Here is a 16,293-nt window from a genome sequence, read left to right on the forward strand (position 1 = left end):
ATTTCCTTCTTGGTCGAAAGATCTGATCGCAGAGCCAGCTTTTAGTTCCCGCCTATTTTTATCCCGAGTTCAGGTTAAGTAGCTTTTAATTTAATTGGCTAACTTTTGTAAATCGGCTTCAATTTCGGCAATTTTGTGGGTGACGACCTGTTCTAAATGGCGTAAGTCATTGAGGATTTTCTTTTTTAAATCAATGTCATTCATCACTTGTGGTGAAGTGATCTTGTTCAGTTCATCGATCACCAGCGTCAAATTTCGATTAATCTCCGTCACTTGTTTGTAGTGCTGAGGGTTACTATCGATCAGTAGTTTTTTGATCTGCCGTGGATATTTAAACTTAACACTTTTTGCAAATAACTCGCCTTTTTGCTTTTTAAAATAAATCTTTAACACATCAGCGTGAGCCTCTTGGCGCAGGGAATAGCGTTCAATTTGGCTCGGGTCATTGATACCCAAGCCAAGCAAATAGGGATACATAGGCGACCTCTTGGTTAACATCAAACGGCATTAACATTTCAACTTACGGCACTGCACCTGATCGGGTTTAGTCATGTGCTCCATTGACTCTAGCAGTCAGCGAACGAGATCAGTGGTTTAATCGTCAAGTTGTGCTCAAGATCGCATCCAAACTCCGCTCACGTGGTGATGGCGAAGCTTGGGCTGGCTCTTCTTACTGAGCACTCGGCGCTAAATGAGCCACATTGTTAAACAGCGTTTCGCGTAGTTGCTGCTCTTCTGCCTCATTGAGACGGGTGCCTTGTGAGTTAGTCAGAATAAATAAATCTTCCGCTCGCTCGCCAATGGTGGTGATTTTGGCCGCATGTAGGTCAAGATTGAGCTCGGCAAAGGTGGCGGCGACCGTGGCCAGTAATCCCGGAGTATCGAGTGCAACAAATTCGATTAAGGTGCGTTTTTTGCTTTTAGTCGGCAGAAAATCGACCTGAGTTTTGACTTTAAAGTGTTGTAAATTGCGCGGAATACGGCGTGTTTTTTGAGTGGTTGGGCGGCCATCTTCTAGCACATGCACGAGGTGGCGGATCAAGGCTTGTTGGCGTGATTCTTCAATTGCCCGCCCGTTATGATCCAGCACCATAAAGGTATCGAGCACATAACCATCTTTACTGGCCATGATCTGTGCGTCATGCACGTTAAGATTGCGCCGATCAAGCTCGGCTACTACGGTTGCAAATAACGCCGCTTGATCTTTGGTATAGATAAACACTTCAGTCCCACCACGGGTGGCTTTTTTGCTTAGTAATACCAGTGGCTGGTTGGGGTCACTATGGCGTAATAAATGGGCGCAGTGCCAGGCAATTTGTTGGTGGGTATGGCGCAGGAAATAATCGGCCTTAAAGCGCTGCCACAACACTTCAATTTCACGGCTAGTGAAGCCCTCTTTGCGCAATTGTGCCAGCGCCATTTGTTGATTGTGGCGAATACGCTCACGCACATCGACCGGATTTTCTAAACCACGGCGTAGAGCCCGTTGTGTGGAGTAGAACAGCTCGGCAAGTAGGGTACGTTTCCAACTGTTCCACAGCTCAGGGTTGGTGGCGCAGATATCGGCCACGGTCAGACACACCAAATATTCCAAACGTTCTTCATCGCGCACCTTTTTGGCAAACTCGATGATCACATCCGGATCGTAAATATCACGACGCTGAGCGGTGACTGACATCAACAGATGATTTTTCACTAGCCAAGCGACTAGCTTCGCTTCCGGTTTTGATAGCCCGTGCTCAATACAGAAATCAAACGCTTCATTTGCGCCAATCTCCGAGTGATCACCGCCGCGGCCCTTACCAATATCGTGGAAGATTGCCGCGAGGATCAATAACTCTTTTTTCTGAATTTTGGGGTAAATTTCACAGCAAATCGGGTGGCGATCGTGATTGTTTATATCACTAAATAGATGAATATGTTTGAGTAGACGCATGCTGTGCTCATCTACCGTATAAACATGTAATAAATCAAACTGCATTTGGCCGACAATTTGATGCCATTGTGGCAAATAAGCGGCGAGTACCCCTAATTTGTGCATCTGGCTGAATGCCTTATGCAACGCATTGGGATGACGCACTAGCTCGATAAATTTTTCTCGTGCGGCTGGAATGGTATGCAAAAATTTATTCAAACGGCGGCGAGCCGTGCGCAGTTGGCGCAGGGTGGCAGGGGCAACGGATTCGATGCTTGAATCATTAGCCATGTGCAAAAACATATCCAAAATGGTTTCAGGGCGCGCTTGGAACAGGGCTGGTTTGCGCGCTTCAATCAGATTGCCTCGGCGTTGAAAATCGTCATCAATCACCACGGCAGGTGCTTCTTCACCATTATTTAAGATCGCTTTATCAAAAATTTTTAGCAGCATCTTGTTGAGTTCGGCGACCCGGCGTAGGGTGCGGAAAAACTCTTTCATCATCATTTCTACGCCACGGTTACCTTCACCAAAGTAACCGAGATGACGAGCGACTTGCACTTGATGAGCGAACGTTAAGCGATTGTCGTAACGTTTGAGTTCAATGTGCAGTGCAAAGCGTACTTGCCATAGGAAATTTTGACACTCAACCAACTCACGATATTCCGCATCGGTGAGAAAACCAAAGCGGCTCATTTCATACAGCGAGGTAGCACCAAAATGGCGACGAGCGATCCAGCTTAAGGTGTGAATATCGCGCAGCCCACCCGGAGTTGATTTAATATCCGGCTCTAAGTTGTAGGTGGTATCGTGATAGCGAGCATGACGTGCTTTCTGCTCTTGCACTTTAGCTTGGTAGAACATCTCACTTGGCCAAAAGGATTCCGAATGAATGACCATTTTTAGCTGATGAAAGGTGGCCGCACAGCCACAGAGTAAGCGTGCTTCTTGCAAATTGGTGGCGACGGTTAAATCGGTTTTGCCGATTTCCGCGCACTGTTCAACGGTGCGAACCGCATGGCCGATCTCTAATTTTAGATCCCACAACAGGGTTAAAAACTGACTGACTTTATTGGCGACCGGCTCACTGAGTGGCTGCTGTGAAAGCACCAGCAAGTCAATATCTGACAGCGGATGCAGTTCTCCGCGTCCATAGCCACCGACTGCAATCAGGCTGACTTCGAGCAGTTGATCGAAGCCAAAAAATTGCCACAGGCGGTGCAGCAATAAATCCATATATTCTGAGCGGCCAAGTACAAGGTCGGTGATCGGATGATGATTGAAAAAAGCCTGTTTTTGATACTCAGTAAAACTTTCCAACTGTTGCTTTAAACTGTCAACGGTGAGTTGGTCGGGTTGAAAGGTCAGTGGTGATTGATACGGCATAGCGCGTCCATGCAGGCGTTAACACGAATGGTGTCAATCTAGCAGATGAGAGCCAATAAAAAAATATCCCTGACTGAGCAGGGATATTTTTAAGCCAGCACGAATTAAGCGTTATTTAGCAGTCGTGGTAGCGTTTCATCTTGGCGCAGGGTGAGAATTTCACAGCCGTTCGCGGTGACCAAAATCGTGTGTTCCCACTGGGCTGACTTTTTGCCATCGGCGGTATAAACGGTCCAATTGTCTTGATCATCTAAGCGGCAACCAAACTTACCGGCGTTAATCATCGGTTCAATGGTGAAAATCATCCCTTCACGCAACACAGTGCGATCACTATTTTTGTAGTGCACCACTTGTGGCTCTTCATGGAATTCAGCGCCAATGCCATGGCCGCAATAATCACGGACGATAGAAAACTTAAAGCGTGGATTGTTTTTATTATTGGTCTTGATGTGTTTTTCGATTGCGGTACCAATCTCACCTAGTTGTAGCCCCGGTTTCACCAGTTTCAGCGCCAGATACAGACACTCTTGCGCGACATGGCACAGACGTTTGTCTTCAATCGAGGCTTCTCCAATTACAAACATTTTCGAGGTATCGCCGTGGTAGCCATCTTTAATCACGGTAATATCAATATTGAGAATATCGCCATCGCGCAATACCGCTGGACGCAATAGCTGGCCAAACTGGCTGTCTTGAGTAGCAGGAATGCCGTGACACACAATATGGTTGATTGAGGTACAGATCGATTTAGGAAAGCCGTGATAATTCAGTGGTGCCGGAATTGCGCCTTGCACTTCAGTAATGTACTGATGACATCTCTGATCTAATTCTTCGGTGGTTACGCCTGCTTGCACATAAGGTTCAATCATTTCCAGAACCTCAGCAGCTAAGCGGCCAGCAACGCGCATTTTTTCAATTTCTACGGCATTCTTGATTTTTATAGACATCAGCTTTCTCTACTCACGGGTGAGCACACAAGGTGCGAGTGGCGCTATTGTAACAATGGACAGATGAAGCGCAAGGAGACAGGCTGAACTGAGCCAAAATCCTTGGTTAACTGAACGATGATCGCGAGTTAAAAAGTACTATTCAGCTTAACGGACGACAATTTTTACTAGCCACATTAGGCCAAAATATGGTATAAAGCGCGCCGGAATCCGGGTCCTTATTCTCCAGATTGGCGAAAAGGGTCGGGAGCCACAAACCTAATTATTTAAATCACACACATTTCGACACGCGTTCCGGGGTGCTCCAATTAAGGGGTCGGATACGTGGGGAATGTGGAGGCCTAACCCCATAGAGGATTTTAAAATGGCATCTGTATCAATGCGCGATATGATGAAAGCGGGCGTACACTTCGGTCACCAAACTCGTTACTGGAACCCAAAAATGAAGCAATTCATTTTCGGTGCTCGTAACCGCGTACACATCATCAACCTAGAAAAAACTGTACCTATGTTCAACGAAGCTCTGGCTGAGTTAGTAAAAGTTGGCGACAAAAAAGGTAAAGTTCTGTTTGTAGGTACTAAGCGCGCAGCGTCTGAGTCTGTTAAAGAAGCAGCTCTAGCAAGCAACCAATACTACGTTAACAACCGCTGGTTGGGCGGCATGCTGACTAACTGGAAAACAGTTCGTCAGTCAATCAAACGCCTGAAAGAGCTGGAAGTTCAATCTACTGACGGTACTTTTGAAAAGCTGACTAAGAAAGAAGCTCTAATGCGCACTCGCGAAATGGAGAAACTGGAAAAGTCTCTTGGTGGTATCAAAGATATGGGCGGCCTGCCTGATGCTCTGTTCGTTATCGATGCTGATCACGAGCACATCGCTATCAAAGAAGCGAACAACCTAGGTATTCCAGTATTTGCTGTTGTTGATACTAACTCTAACCCAGATGGCGTTGACTACATCATCCCAGGTAACGACGACGCGATCCGCGCTGTTCAACTGTACCTGAATGCAGCGGCTGAAGCGATCAACGAAGGTCGTAACAAAGACGTAGCTGCTGTAGCAGAAAAAGACGGTTTCGTAGAAGCGGAATAATCTCGGCTCTGAGTCAAACTTAGGTGCTATCTGCCACATTCGGCGTTATTCGCCATAATAGTGCAGCATAGACCAAGTTATAGTTAGCATTGGGGGCCGATAATGTAGGCCCTCAAATTTTATCCAATCCAGAATTAACTGAGGAATAGAGAATGGCTGTTACTGCTGCTCTAGTAAAAGAACTGCGCGAGCGTACTGGCGCGGGTATGATGGAATGTAAGAAAGCCCTTGTTGAAACTAACGGTGACATCGAGCTGGCAATCGAAAATATGCGTAAGAGTGGTGCTGCTAAAGCTGCTAAAAAAGCGGGCAACATCGCTGCTGAAGGCACCATCATCATCAAAGAAGGCGAAGGCGTTGCTGCTCTGGTTGAAGTTAACTGCCAAACTGACTTCGTAGCCAAAGACGGTAACTTTGTTGCATTTGCTAACCAAGTGGCTGACGCGGCTCTGGCTTCTAAAGCTTCTATCGAAGAGTTACAAGCACAATTTGAAGAAACTCGCGTTGCTCTAGTTGCAAAAATTGGTGAAAACATCAACATCCGTCGCGTTCAGTACGTTGAAGGCGCTGCTCTGGCAACTTACCGCCACGGCGATCGTATTGGTGTTGTAGTTGCAGGCTCTGCGGATACTGAAACTCTGAAACACGTAGCAATGCACGTAGCGGCTTCTCGTCCAGAATTCCTGACGCCAGATGACGTTCCTGCTGAAGTGGTGGCTAAAGAGCGTGAAGTTCAAGTTGGTATCGCTATGAACGAAGGCAAGCCAAAAGAAATCGCAGAGAAAATGGTTGAAGGCCGTATGAAGAAATTCACTGGCGAAGTTTCTCTGACTGGTCAACCATTCGTTATGGAACCAAAGAAAACTGTTGGCGAAATTCTTGCGGATAAAGGTGTAACTGTTTCTGCATTCGTACGTCTAGAAGTAGGTGAAGGCATCGAGAAACAAGAAGGCCTAAGCTTTGCTGAAGAAGTAGCGATGGCGGTAAAAGGTTAATCCTAGCCGATTGCTCACTAAAAGACCGTGGCCATGGCTGCGGTCTTTTCACGACTATCTTTTCACGACGAATTGGTCGATGGTTAGCTATGATGTCGCGATTAATCGTGATGAATAGATTTAAGCGCTGGCTCAAGTCTATTCATGACTGTTAATCCTCAACTCTCTTTGGAAGGAAACTCCCATGACAACGAATCCTAAACCCGCTTATCAACGTATTCTGTTAAAACTCAGTGGTGAAGCGCTACAAGGCACGGAAGGTTTTGGTATTGATCCTACCGTACTTGATCGTATGGCTCAGGAAGTAAAAGAACTGGTTGAACTGGGCGTGCAAGTAGGACTGGTGATTGGTGGGGGTAACCTATTCCGTGGTGCTGGCCTGGCTAAAGCGGGAATGAACCGCGTGGTGGGTGACCATATGGGGATGCTGGCGACAGTAATGAATGGTTTGGCGATGCGTGATGCACTGCACCGAGCTTATGTGAATGCGCGTTTGATGTCAGCGATCCCACTCAATGGTGTGTGTGACGACTACAGCTGGTCTGATGCGATTCGTGAACTGCGTCAAGGCCGTGTGGTCATTTTTGCTGCAGGAACCGGTAACCCATTTTTCACCACTGACTCTGCGGCGTGTTTGCGTGGGATTGAGATTGAAGCAGATCTGGTTCTCAAAGCGACCAAAGTGGATGGGGTTTACAGTGCTGACCCGGTAGCCAACCCAGAAGCACAACTGTATGATAAGCTGACTTACAACGACGTGCTTGATAATGAGCTGAAAGTGATGGATTTGGCGGCGTTTACTCTAGCGCGTGACCATAAAATGCCGATTCGTGTGTTTAACATGAACAAGCCTGGCGCGCTGCGTCGTGTCGTGATGGGTGAAGCGGAAGGCACACTGATCAGCGATGCACAGTAATTGTCTTTGCAACCCAACGCTCTCAAAACGAAAACAAGAATTAAGGTGATATTGTGATTAATGAGATCAAAAAAGATGCGCAGCAGCGTATGGAGAAAAGTGTTGAAGCACTAAAAAATGGCCTATCGAAGATCCGTACTGGCCGTGCTCATCCAAGTTTATTGTCGGGTATTTCGGTTGATTACTACGGCGCTCCAACTCCACTTAATCAGGTTGCTAACGTGATTGCAGAAGATGCACGAACGCTGGCGATCACCGTGTTCGATCGCGATTTGACGCAAAAAGTTGAAAAAGCGATCTTGATGTCTGATCTGGGTTTGAACCCAATGTCAGCCGGTACCCTGATCCGTGTACCACTGCCACCACTGACCGAAGAGCGTCGTCGTGATCTGGTAAAAATCGTGCGTGGTGAAGCGGAAGGTGGCCGAGTTGCGGTGCGTAACATTCGTCGTGATGCGAACAACGATCTGAAAGGTCTACTGAAAGATAAAGAAGTTTCAGAAGATGATGAGCGTCGCGCACAAGAAGAAATTCAGAAGCTGACCGATGCGGCAGTGAAGAAGATTGATGAAGTTCTTGCGGCTAAAGAAAAAGAGCTGATGGAAGTTTAATCGTCTGATCTAGCGAACAAAACGCTGTGCTCGCAGCCCAGCGTTTTTTTATGCTACTCTTGCGCCTCTTTGATTGTTTATTGTGTTTCTTATGCAAAATCTATCTATTCCCAAGGAATTATTGCCTAAGCATATTGCTGTGATTATGGACGGCAATGGCCGCTGGGCGAAAGCACAGGGAAAACCGCGGATATTCGGTCATAAAAATGGCGTTACTGCGGTACGTAAAACCATTTCAGCCGCCGCTCGCCTTGGTATTCAAGCTATCACTCTATTTGCTTTTAGCCGTGAGAATTGGCGTCGCCCTGAGGAAGAGGTTGGGGGGCTGATGGAGCTCTTTATCACGGTGCTTTCCTCCGAGATTAAGAAACTGCATAAGAACAATTTGCGTCTGCGTGTGATTGGCGATAAAAGCCGCTTTAGCGAACATCTACAAGCCAAAATCGCGCAAGCTGAAACGTTAACCGCCAATAATACTGGCATGGTGGTCAACATCGCCGCTAACTACGGTGGTCAGTGGGATATTTTGCAAGCCACTCAAGCGTTAGCCAATAAAGTGGCGAAAGGCGAGCTGATGCCGACTGAAATCGATGAGGCGATGATCCAGCAACATTTAACCATGGCCGATCTGCCAGAGGTTGATTTGCTGATTCGTACCAGCGGTGAGTGCCGAATTAGCAACTTTATGCTTTGGCAACTCGCTTATGCAGAATTGTATTTTACGCCAGTCTTCTGGCCTGAATTCGATGAAAACTGCCTAATTGAAGCAGTGACTTGGTTTGTTAACCGTGAGCGCCGTTTCGGTTGTACTGGTGAACAAATCAAGGCATTGATGGAAAACTGAATATAGGACTTCTCAATTTGAAGCAGCGAATCATTACTGCGCTTGTTCTCGCGCCTTTGGTGATCTTGGGCATTATTTATTTGCCTTTATCGTGGTTTATGGTGGCACTTGCCGTGGTCACGTTACTTGGATTTTGGGAATGGACGCAGTTCGTTAACCAAACTTCGCGCCCATTATCTATGCTGCCTGCTTTGCTGTTTGGTGGACTTAGCCTTGCTTTGATCAATGTTGAATTACCGAGCATCAGCCAGATGGCCACTCCCCATTTGACCCTGTTGATGATCGGCAGTGTCTGGTGGGTAGTCTCGAGTCTTCTCGCGTTGACCTATCCTCGTTCGCGTCCCTGTTGGGAACCTTCGAGCAGTGTACGGCATGTATTTGGCCTGCTCACCCTGTTGCCTTTTTTCTGGAGCGTGGTGTTTTTACGCGCGCACTCTTACCTCAGCGATCCCTTTTATGGCGCGAAGTTAGTGCTGTTCGTCTGTTTTCTGGTCTGGGCGGCTGACAGTGGTGCTTATTTTGTCGGCAAAAGCTTCGGTAAACATAAAATGGCTCCCGCAGTCAGCCCGAATAAGACTATTGAAGGCTTAATCGGTGGGATTGTGATGGCGATGCTGGTCGGTTATTGGGCCGCCCAATGGTTTGCGATCCCATTCAGTTCCACTGTTAGCATGTTGCTGATCATTTTAATCACCGTAGTGATTTCGGTATTGGGTGATTTGGTTGAAAGCATGTTTAAACGAGTGTCTGGTATTAAAGACAGCAGCAATATTATTCCTGGGCATGGCGGCATTTTGGATCGAATTGATAGCCTAACGGCCGCGTTCCCAGTGTTTGCTCTACTCTATTTTTTATTCTAATCATCAGGCTGCTTAAGCAGCCTGCTGTGAATAACAGCGATCTTCACTATGCGTAAACTCACCATTTTAGGTGCCACCGGTTCAATTGGAGCCAGCACCCTCAAAGTGCTAGCACAAAATCCACAGCAGTTTTCGGTCGTCGCCTTAGTTGCTGGCGGCAATGTGGCCAAAATGTACCAACTGTGCTGCCAATGGCAACCTAAGTACGCAGTGATGGCCAGCGCCCAAGCGGCTGCAGAGTTACAACAATTACTCAAATCACAGCCGATGGCCACCGAGGTGTTGTACGGTGAATCCGCGATGTGCCAAGTGGCCGCGCTGGATGAGGTGGATACCGTGATGGCAGCGATTGTCGGCGCGGCGGGGTTATTGCCGACCATGGCGGCGGTCAAGGCGGGCAAGCGGGTACTGTTAGCCAATAAAGAAGCGTTGGTGATGTCTGGCCAACTGTTTATTGATGCCGTCGCTCAATTCGGTGCGGAGCTGATCCCGGTTGATAGCGAGCACCATGCCATTTTCCAATGTCTACCGAGTGAGATTCAAGTTGAGCTCGGACGCTGTGATTTACAGCAGCACGGTATTGAACATATTTTATTGACCGGATCGGGTGGCCCATTTCGCTATAGTGATGTGGCACAGCTTGATCAAGTCACGCCAGAACAGGCGATCGCGCATCCAAACTGGTCCATGGGACCGAAAATCTCCGTCGACTCAGCGACCATGATGAACAAAGGTCTTGAGTATATTGAAGCGAAATGGCTGTTTAATACCTCGCGTGAGCAGCTTAAAGTGCTGATCCATCCTCAATCGGTGATCCATTCGATGGTACAGTACAAAGATGGCTCGGTACTGGCGCAGATGGGAGAGCCGGATATGGCTACGCCGATCGCTTATGCTTTAGCCTATCCGCAGCGCATTGCTGCCGGAGTGCCAGCCCTTGATTTCACCCGCATACAACAATTGACGTTTATGGAGGTGGATTATGCTCGCTACCCTTGCTTGCAACTGGCGATGGAGGCTTGCTTTATCGGCCAGCATGCGACCACTACACTTAATGCCGCCAATGAAGTGGCGGTAGAGGCTTTTTTAAAGCAGCAGATTCGCTTTACCGACATCGCGCGGATCAATGAGCAGGTTTTATCTAAGGTTTGTGCAACCCACACGCCGTTCGATTACCGAGACTTGGAAAGCCTACTTGAGCTAGATACAATGGCCCGACATTTTGCCCACCAAGCCATAACAGAGCGCCAAGTATGAACGATATCCTCTGGAACTTTATCTCCTTTATCATCGCGTTGGGTATTTTAGTCGCGGTGCATGAATTTGGACATTTTTGGGTCGCGCGACGCTGCGGCGTTAAAGTGGAAAAATTTTCAATCGGCTTTGGTAAATCGATTTGGTCACGAACGGGTCGTGATGGTACCGAATATTCGCTGGCGATGATCCCACTCGGTGGCTACGTCAAGATGTTGGATGGTCGAGTGGATCAAGTCGCGGCAGAACAGCAAGGCATGGCGTTTGACCAACAATCGTTGTGGAAGCGCTCTGCGATTGTCAGTGCTGGACCATTGTTCAATTTTCTATTTGCCATCTTTGCCTACTGGCTGATGTTTATGATTGGTGTGCCCGCGGTGAAACCTGTGATTGGTGAAGTCACACCTTACTCAATCGCTGCGCAAGCGGGTCTCGAACCCGGCATGCAAATTAAAGCCGTTTCTGGTGTCAATACGCCAGATTGGGAGTCGGTCAATATGGGGCTGATCGGCCATATTGGCGATGCCAGTTTGACCTTAACCGTGACCAGCGCACAAGAAGTGGGTCATGAGCAAATCAAGACAATTAATCTGCGTGATTGGAACTTTGACCCTGAAACAGAGTCTGCTATGAGGGCTCTTGGTTTTAAGCCGTTTACGCCGGAAATTTCTAACCAATTAGCCAATGTGACTGCCCAAGGGGCAGGTGAGCGGGCTGGGCTGCAAGCTGACGATATCTTGTTGCAAATTAATGGTCAGACGATCAGTGAATGGCAACAAGTGGTGACGGCTATTCAAAGCCACCCGAATACACCGATCGCCGTATTGGTACTGCGGGCGGGGCAGCAAGTTGAACTGTGGCTCACCCCCGATAGTCGAGAGCTTTCGCAAGGAAAAGTGATCGGCTTTGCGGGAATCGCACCAAAAGTCGCAGAATGGCCGCAAAACTATCGATTTGAATTGCAATTTGGTGTATTTGAGTCGCTTGGCAAAGCGGTTGAGAAAAGTGGCCAAGTGATCAATCTCACTGTTAGCATGTTAAAAAAACTGCTGGTCGGTGATGTGGGGTTAAATAACCTCAGCGGGCCAATTTCCATCGCCAAAGGGGCGGGGATGACCGCAGATTTTGGTTTTGTCTACTTTTTAGGCTTTTTAGCCCTGATCAGTATTAACCTTGGCATTATTAATTTGGTGCCGCTGCCGATGCTCGATGGTGGGCATTTGCTGTTTTTCATGATTGAAGCGGTGATCCGTCGCCCAGTACCAGAAAAGGTGCAGGAAATGGGTTACCGGATTGGTGGTGCTATCATTTTCTCTTTAATGGCCGTAGCAATCTTTAATGATTTTACTCGCCTGTGATCGATAAACATTAGGCAACCGTTGCAGTAAGGAATAACTCAAAACAATATGGCGATGAAACAGATTCTACTCGCGACATTGCTCGCTACCAGCGTGTCAGCCAATGCGGCCGAAAAATTTGTGGTACAGGATATTCAAATCAACGGTCTACAGCGGGTCGCCTTGGGTGCGGCTTTGCTGAGGATGCCGGTGCGGGTTGGCGATAGTGTCGATACGCAAGATGTGGCGAATATCATTAAAGCGCTCTATTCCTCTGGTAACTTTGAAGATGTCAAAGTGCTGCGTAATGGCGATATTTTGGTCGTGCAAGTCAAAGAACGCCCGACGATTGCCAGCGTTTCATTTTCTGGTAACAAGGCGATCAAAGAAGAGCAGCTTAAGCAAAATTTGGAAGCTTCCAGCATTCGGGTTGGCGAAGCGTTAGATCGCACGACCTTGAGCAATATTGAAAAAGGCCTAGAAGATTTCTATTACAGTGTCGGTAAGTACAATGCAACGGTGCAAGCGGTGGTTACGCCACTACCGCGTAATCGTGCCGACCTTAAGTTTGTCTTTACCGAAGGGGTTTCTGCCAAGATCCAGCAAATCAACTTTATCGGCAACCAAGTGTTTAGCGATAAAGAGCTGCTGTCACGCTTTAACTTGAATGTGGATATTGCGTGGTGGAATTTCCTGTCCGATGACAAATATCAAAAGCAAGTGCTGGCTGGCGATATTGAAGCACTGCGCACCTACTACCTTGATCGCGGCTATCTAAAATTTCAGGTCGATAGTACGCAAGTGGCGATCTCGCCAGATAAGAAAGGCGTGTATATCACACTCAACCTCAATGAAGGCGAACCATACACAGTAAGCCAAGTACAGTTCCGTGGTGAACTGAAAGGCAAAGAGGCGGAGTTTAGCGCACTGATCCCGTTTGAGATCGGTGAAACTTATAACGGTTCGGCAGTGACACGTTTAGAAGAGAGCATCAAGAAAGTGCTTGGTGAGGCAGGTTATGCATACCCACAAGTGCGGACCATTCCTGAATTTGATGATCAAACCCAGCAAGTCTCACTGGTAGTCGATGTTGAAGCCGGTAAGCGTATTTATGTGCGTGATATTCGGTTTGTCGGTAATAACAGCACTCGTGATGAAGTGTTGCGCCGCGAAATGCGCCAGATGGAAGGTGCGTGGCTCAACTCTAAAGACATTGAAACCGGTAAAGCGCGGATTAACCGGTTAGGTTTCTTTGAAACGGTGGATGTACAGACGGTCCGTGTGCCGGGCAGTGAAGATCAGGTTGATTTGGTCTACAGCGTTAAAGAGGCGAACTCAGGCAATATTAACTTCGGCGTCGGTTACGGTACCGAATCTGGGATCAGTTTCCAAATTGGTTTAGAACAAGACAATTTCTTAGGTTCAGGTAATCGGGTCGGCGTGAACGCGATGATCAACGATTATCAGAAAAACTTAACCTTAGAGTATCGCGATCCGTACTGGAACCTTGATGGGGTCAGTTTGGGTGGTAAGGTTTTCTACAATGAGTTTGAAGCTTCTGAGGCGGGAATTGTTGACTACACCAATGAAAGTTATGGCACAAGCTTAACCTGGGGCTTTCCATTTGATGAATTGAACCGCTTTGAGTTTGGCATAGGTTATACCCACAACAAGATCGGTAATTTACCCAGTTATGAACAAGCGGAAAAATTCCTGATCGCGCAAGCCAGTAATCTGGATGATGATGGTAATTTACTGACCAACGATTTTGATTTTAACTTGGCTTGGACACGTAACAACCTCAACAGTGGTTACTTCCCGACTGCCGGTAACTATCAGCGTCTGTTCTATAAAATGACCGTACCAGGTTCGGATGCGCAGTATTTCAAATTGCAATACGATGTGCGCCAATACTTCCCGCTGACTAAAAAGCATGAGTTTGCTCTGTTGCTGCGCGGTCGGTTAGGGTATGGCAATGGCTATGGACAGACCGATGGTCAAGATAACCTATTCCCATTCTATGAGAACTTCTACGCCGGTGGTTTTACCTCTTTGCGGGGTTTTGGCTCAAACTCGGCAGGGCCGAAAGCGGTTTACCGTGATCATTCCGGTTCCAACAATGGTAGTGATACCGCAACCGATGATTCAGTCGGTGGTAATGCGATTGGCTTAGCCAGTATCGAGCTGATTGTACCAACCCCATTTGCCTCTGATGAGGCGCGCAACCAAATTCGTACCAGTGTGTTTGTTGATGCGGCTAGCGTATGGGATACCGAGTTCGATTATCGCGAGCGTGGTGCCGATTACGGTAACCAGTATTACTATGACTATTCAGATCCCACGAATTATCGCGCCTCGTATGGGGTGGCGCTGCAGTGGGTCTCACCAATGGGGCCGTTAGTGTTTGCATTGGCTAAACCGATTAAAAAGTATGAAGGCGATGACGAAGAATTCTTCACCTTCACGATTGGAAGAACCTTCTAGGAGAGGAACATAATTTGAACAATATGATGAAAGCAGCCGGATTGGGTTTGGTTATTTTGAGCTCATCGATGTTGGCGAATGCGGCGCAAGCGGCACAAAAAATTGGTTACATTAACACTGCCCAAGTGTTTCAGGCCCTGCCGCAGCGTGAAGTGGTTTTGCAAAAAATGCAAAATGAGTTCAAAGATAAAGCGGCAGAACTGCAATCTATTCAAGCCGATGCCAAAACCAAAATTGAAAAGCTCAAACGTGATGGTCAGTTAATGGGCCAAGATGAAATTGAAAAATTGCGGATTGAAATTGGTCAGTTAGACAGCAAATACAAGATCAAAGCCCAAGCGTTGGAAGAAGCATCAGCGCGTCGCGAAGCAGAAGAAAAACAAAAGCTGTTTAAAGTGATCCAAGATGCAGTAACCAAAGTGGCAGAGCAAGAAGGCTACGATGTGGTATTGGATACCAGCGCGATGCAATACGGTAAGCCAGAGCACAATTTGTCTGAAAAAGTTATTAAAGCCATTAAATAATCGAGCATGATGATCACACTAACTTTAGCCGAATTGGCTACTATCACCGCAGGGGAACTGTTCGGTGATCCGAATGCACAAGTCAGTGCCGTTGCGCCAATGGATAAGGCTCAGCAAGGTGATGTGACATTTTTGTCTAATCCCAAATACAGTAAACATTTAGCCGACTGTAAAGCGACCGTGGTCATGGTGAAAGCCAGTGAGCGTGAATTGTGCCCGAGTAACGCTTTAGTGGTGGCCGATCCTTATGTCGCGTTTGCCAAAGTGACTCAGGCGCTGGATTCGACCCCAGCGCCAGCCTGCGGAATTGCGCCGAGCGCGGTGATTGCCGAAGATGCAAAGTTAGGCCACAACGTTTCGATTGGAGCCAATGCGGTGATTGAATCCGGCGCTGAGCTTGGTGATAACGTGGTGATTGGCGCAGGCTGTTTTATTGGTCAGCAAGCTCGCTTAGGGGCGAACACTAAACTGTGGGCGAATGTCACCATCTATCATAAGGTAGAGATTGGCGCTGACTGTTTAATTCAGTCCGGCACTGTGATTGGTGCTGATGGCTTTGGTTACGCCAACCAACGTGGTGAATGGATCAAAATCCCACAGCTTGGCTCAGTGCGAATTGGTGATCGAGTCGAGATCGGCGCTTGTACTACGATTGACCGCGGTGCGTTAGACGATACCGTGATTGAAGATAACGTGATCATCGATAACCAACTGCAAATCGCTCATAACGTGCACATCGGATATGGTAGTGCTCTAGCTGGTGGTACGATTATTGCTGGCAGCACTCGCATCGGTAAGTATTGCATTATTGGTGGCGCGAGTGTGCTCAACGGGCATATCGAGATTGCGGATGGTGTGACCATTACTGGCATGGGTATGGTGATGCGTAGCATTGAGCAGAAAGGCATGTACTCTTCTGGTATTCCGCTGCAAACCAACAAAGAGTGGCGTAAAACTGCCGCTCGAGTGCATCGCATTGAAGATATGCATAAACGACTGAAAGCTTTGGAAAAAATTCTGGAACAATCCGCTGAAGAGCAGCCCGATAACTCCCAAGCTTAAACGGTTGGTTACTAAGGCTCGCAGATTGCGAGTCTTTTCGCTGTTGGGTATCCCCCTATTTATCT

At 47.5% G+C, this 16,293-nt stretch carries 14 protein-coding genes; 11 read left to right on the forward strand and 3 right to left on the reverse strand.

Going from position 1 to position 16,293, the window contains the following annotated elements:
• Positions 1 to 90: 90 nt before the first annotated feature.
• From PUN32_RS05265 to map, 3 genes are all read right to left on the reverse strand, one after another.
• Positions 91 to 477 (reverse strand): DUF3461 family protein, encoded by a 387-nt coding sequence (locus tag PUN32_RS05265; protein WP_274722117.1) that lies wholly within the window; start codon positions 475 to 477, stop codon positions 91 to 93.
• A gap of 193 nt (positions 478 to 670) precedes the next feature.
• Complete coding sequence (glnD, locus tag PUN32_RS05270) at positions 671 to 3,301, reverse strand: bifunctional uridylyltransferase/uridylyl-removing protein GlnD (RefSeq protein ID WP_274722118.1); 2,631 nt, start codon at positions 3,299 to 3,301, stop codon at positions 671 to 673.
• A 104-nt stretch (positions 3,302 to 3,405) separates the two neighbouring features.
• Positions 3,406 to 4,248, reverse strand: coding sequence for a type I methionyl aminopeptidase (gene map, locus PUN32_RS05275; RefSeq protein WP_274722119.1), 843 nt, complete (start codon positions 4,246 to 4,248; stop codon positions 3,406 to 3,408).
• Positions 4,249 to 4,612: 364 nt separating this feature from the next.
• Between map and rpsB the strand changes: the two genes are divergently transcribed.
• The 11 genes from rpsB to lpxD all read left to right on the forward strand — a co-directional run bounded on the left by rpsB (position 4,613) and on the right by lpxD (position 16,228).
• Positions 4,613 to 5,341 (forward strand): 30S ribosomal protein S2, encoded by a 729-nt coding sequence (gene rpsB / locus PUN32_RS05280; protein WP_166013482.1) that lies wholly within the window; start codon positions 4,613 to 4,615, stop codon positions 5,339 to 5,341.
• A 152-nt stretch (positions 5,342 to 5,493) separates the two neighbouring features.
• Positions 5,494 to 6,336, forward strand: a complete 843-nt coding sequence (tsf, locus tag PUN32_RS05285; RefSeq protein ID WP_274722120.1) for a translation elongation factor Ts — start codon at positions 5,494 to 5,496, stop codon at positions 6,334 to 6,336.
• 184 nt (positions 6,337 to 6,520) lie between these two features.
• On the forward strand, positions 6,521 to 7,252 hold the full coding sequence (pyrH, locus tag PUN32_RS05290; protein ID WP_274722121.1) for a UMP kinase: 732 nt from the start codon (positions 6,521 to 6,523) through the stop codon (positions 7,250 to 7,252).
• Positions 7,253 to 7,305: 53 nt separating this feature from the next.
• Complete coding sequence (frr, locus tag PUN32_RS05295; protein WP_166013479.1) at positions 7,306 to 7,863, forward strand: ribosome recycling factor; 558 nt, start codon at positions 7,306 to 7,308, stop codon at positions 7,861 to 7,863.
• Between the two features lie 91 nt (positions 7,864 to 7,954).
• Positions 7,955 to 8,707 carry a polyprenyl diphosphate synthase gene (uppS, locus tag PUN32_RS05300; RefSeq protein ID WP_274722122.1) on the forward strand — a complete coding sequence of 251 codons (753 nt, stop codon included), beginning with the start codon at positions 7,955 to 7,957 and terminating at the stop codon, positions 8,705 to 8,707.
• Between the two features lie 17 nt (positions 8,708 to 8,724).
• Positions 8,725 to 9,567, forward strand: coding sequence for a phosphatidate cytidylyltransferase (locus PUN32_RS05305; RefSeq protein ID WP_274722123.1), 843 nt, complete (start codon positions 8,725 to 8,727; stop codon positions 9,565 to 9,567).
• Positions 9,568 to 9,615: 48 nt separating this feature from the next.
• Complete coding sequence (gene ispC, locus PUN32_RS05310; protein WP_274722124.1) at positions 9,616 to 10,824, forward strand: 1-deoxy-D-xylulose-5-phosphate reductoisomerase; 1,209 nt, start codon at positions 9,616 to 9,618, stop codon at positions 10,822 to 10,824.
• Positions 10,821 to 12,179, forward strand: a complete 1,359-nt coding sequence (gene rseP / locus PUN32_RS05315) for a sigma E protease regulator RseP (protein WP_274722125.1) — start codon at positions 10,821 to 10,823, stop codon at positions 12,177 to 12,179. Before ispC ends, rseP begins: the two co-directional genes overlap by 4 nt.
• 48 nt (positions 12,180 to 12,227) lie before the next feature.
• Positions 12,228 to 14,642 (forward strand): outer membrane protein assembly factor BamA, encoded by a 2,415-nt coding sequence (bamA, locus tag PUN32_RS05320; protein WP_274722126.1) that lies wholly within the window; start codon positions 12,228 to 12,230, stop codon positions 14,640 to 14,642.
• A 14-nt stretch (positions 14,643 to 14,656) separates the two neighbouring features.
• Entirely contained in the window at positions 14,657 to 15,166 is a 510-nt protein-coding gene (locus PUN32_RS05325) for an OmpH family outer membrane protein (protein WP_274722127.1), read from the forward strand.
• Between the two features lie 9 nt (positions 15,167 to 15,175).
• The gene (gene lpxD, locus PUN32_RS05330) at positions 15,176 to 16,228 is read left to right on the forward strand and encodes a UDP-3-O-(3-hydroxymyristoyl)glucosamine N-acyltransferase (RefSeq protein WP_274722329.1); all 1,053 of its coding nucleotides are present in this window, start codon (positions 15,176 to 15,178) and stop codon (positions 16,226 to 16,228) included.
• Positions 16,229 to 16,293: the final 65 nt, after the last annotated feature.

The sequence above is a fragment of the Vibrio chanodichtyis genome (genome assembly GCF_028863985.1).
Lineage (GTDB): Bacteria > Pseudomonadota > Gammaproteobacteria > Enterobacterales > Vibrionaceae > Vibrio > Vibrio chanodichtyis.

Excerpts from the sequence above, each read along its gene's own strand:
- rseP (WP_274722125.1), top strand. The coding sequence starts at position 10,821 with ATGAACGATATCCTCTGGAACTTTATCTCCTTTATCATCGCGTTGGGT.
- tsf (WP_274722120.1), top strand. The coding sequence starts at position 5,494 with ATGGCTGTTACTGCTGCTCTAGTAAAAGAACTGCGCGAGCGTACTGGC.
- ispC (WP_274722124.1), top strand. The coding sequence starts at position 9,616 with ATGCGTAAACTCACCATTTTAGGTGCCACCGGTTCAATTGGAGCCAGC.
- bamA (WP_274722126.1), top strand. The coding sequence starts at position 12,228 with ATGGCGATGAAACAGATTCTACTCGCGACATTGCTCGCTACCAGCGTG.
- pyrH (WP_274722121.1), top strand. The coding sequence starts at position 6,521 with ATGACAACGAATCCTAAACCCGCTTATCAACGTATTCTGTTAAAACTC.
- map (WP_274722119.1), bottom strand. The coding sequence starts at position 4,248 with ATGTCTATAAAAATCAAGAATGCCGTAGAAATTGAAAAAATGCGCGTT.
- lpxD (WP_274722329.1), top strand. The coding sequence starts at position 15,176 with ATGATCACACTAACTTTAGCCGAATTGGCTACTATCACCGCAGGGGAA.
- rpsB (WP_166013482.1), top strand. The coding sequence starts at position 4,613 with ATGGCATCTGTATCAATGCGCGATATGATGAAAGCGGGCGTACACTTC.
- glnD (WP_274722118.1), bottom strand. The coding sequence starts at position 3,301 with ATGCCGTATCAATCACCACTGACCTTTCAACCCGACCAACTCACCGTT.
- uppS (WP_274722122.1), top strand. The coding sequence starts at position 7,955 with ATGCAAAATCTATCTATTCCCAAGGAATTATTGCCTAAGCATATTGCT.
- PUN32_RS05265 (WP_274722117.1), bottom strand. The coding sequence starts at position 477 with ATGTATCCCTATTTGCTTGGCTTGGGTATCAATGACCCGAGCCAAATT.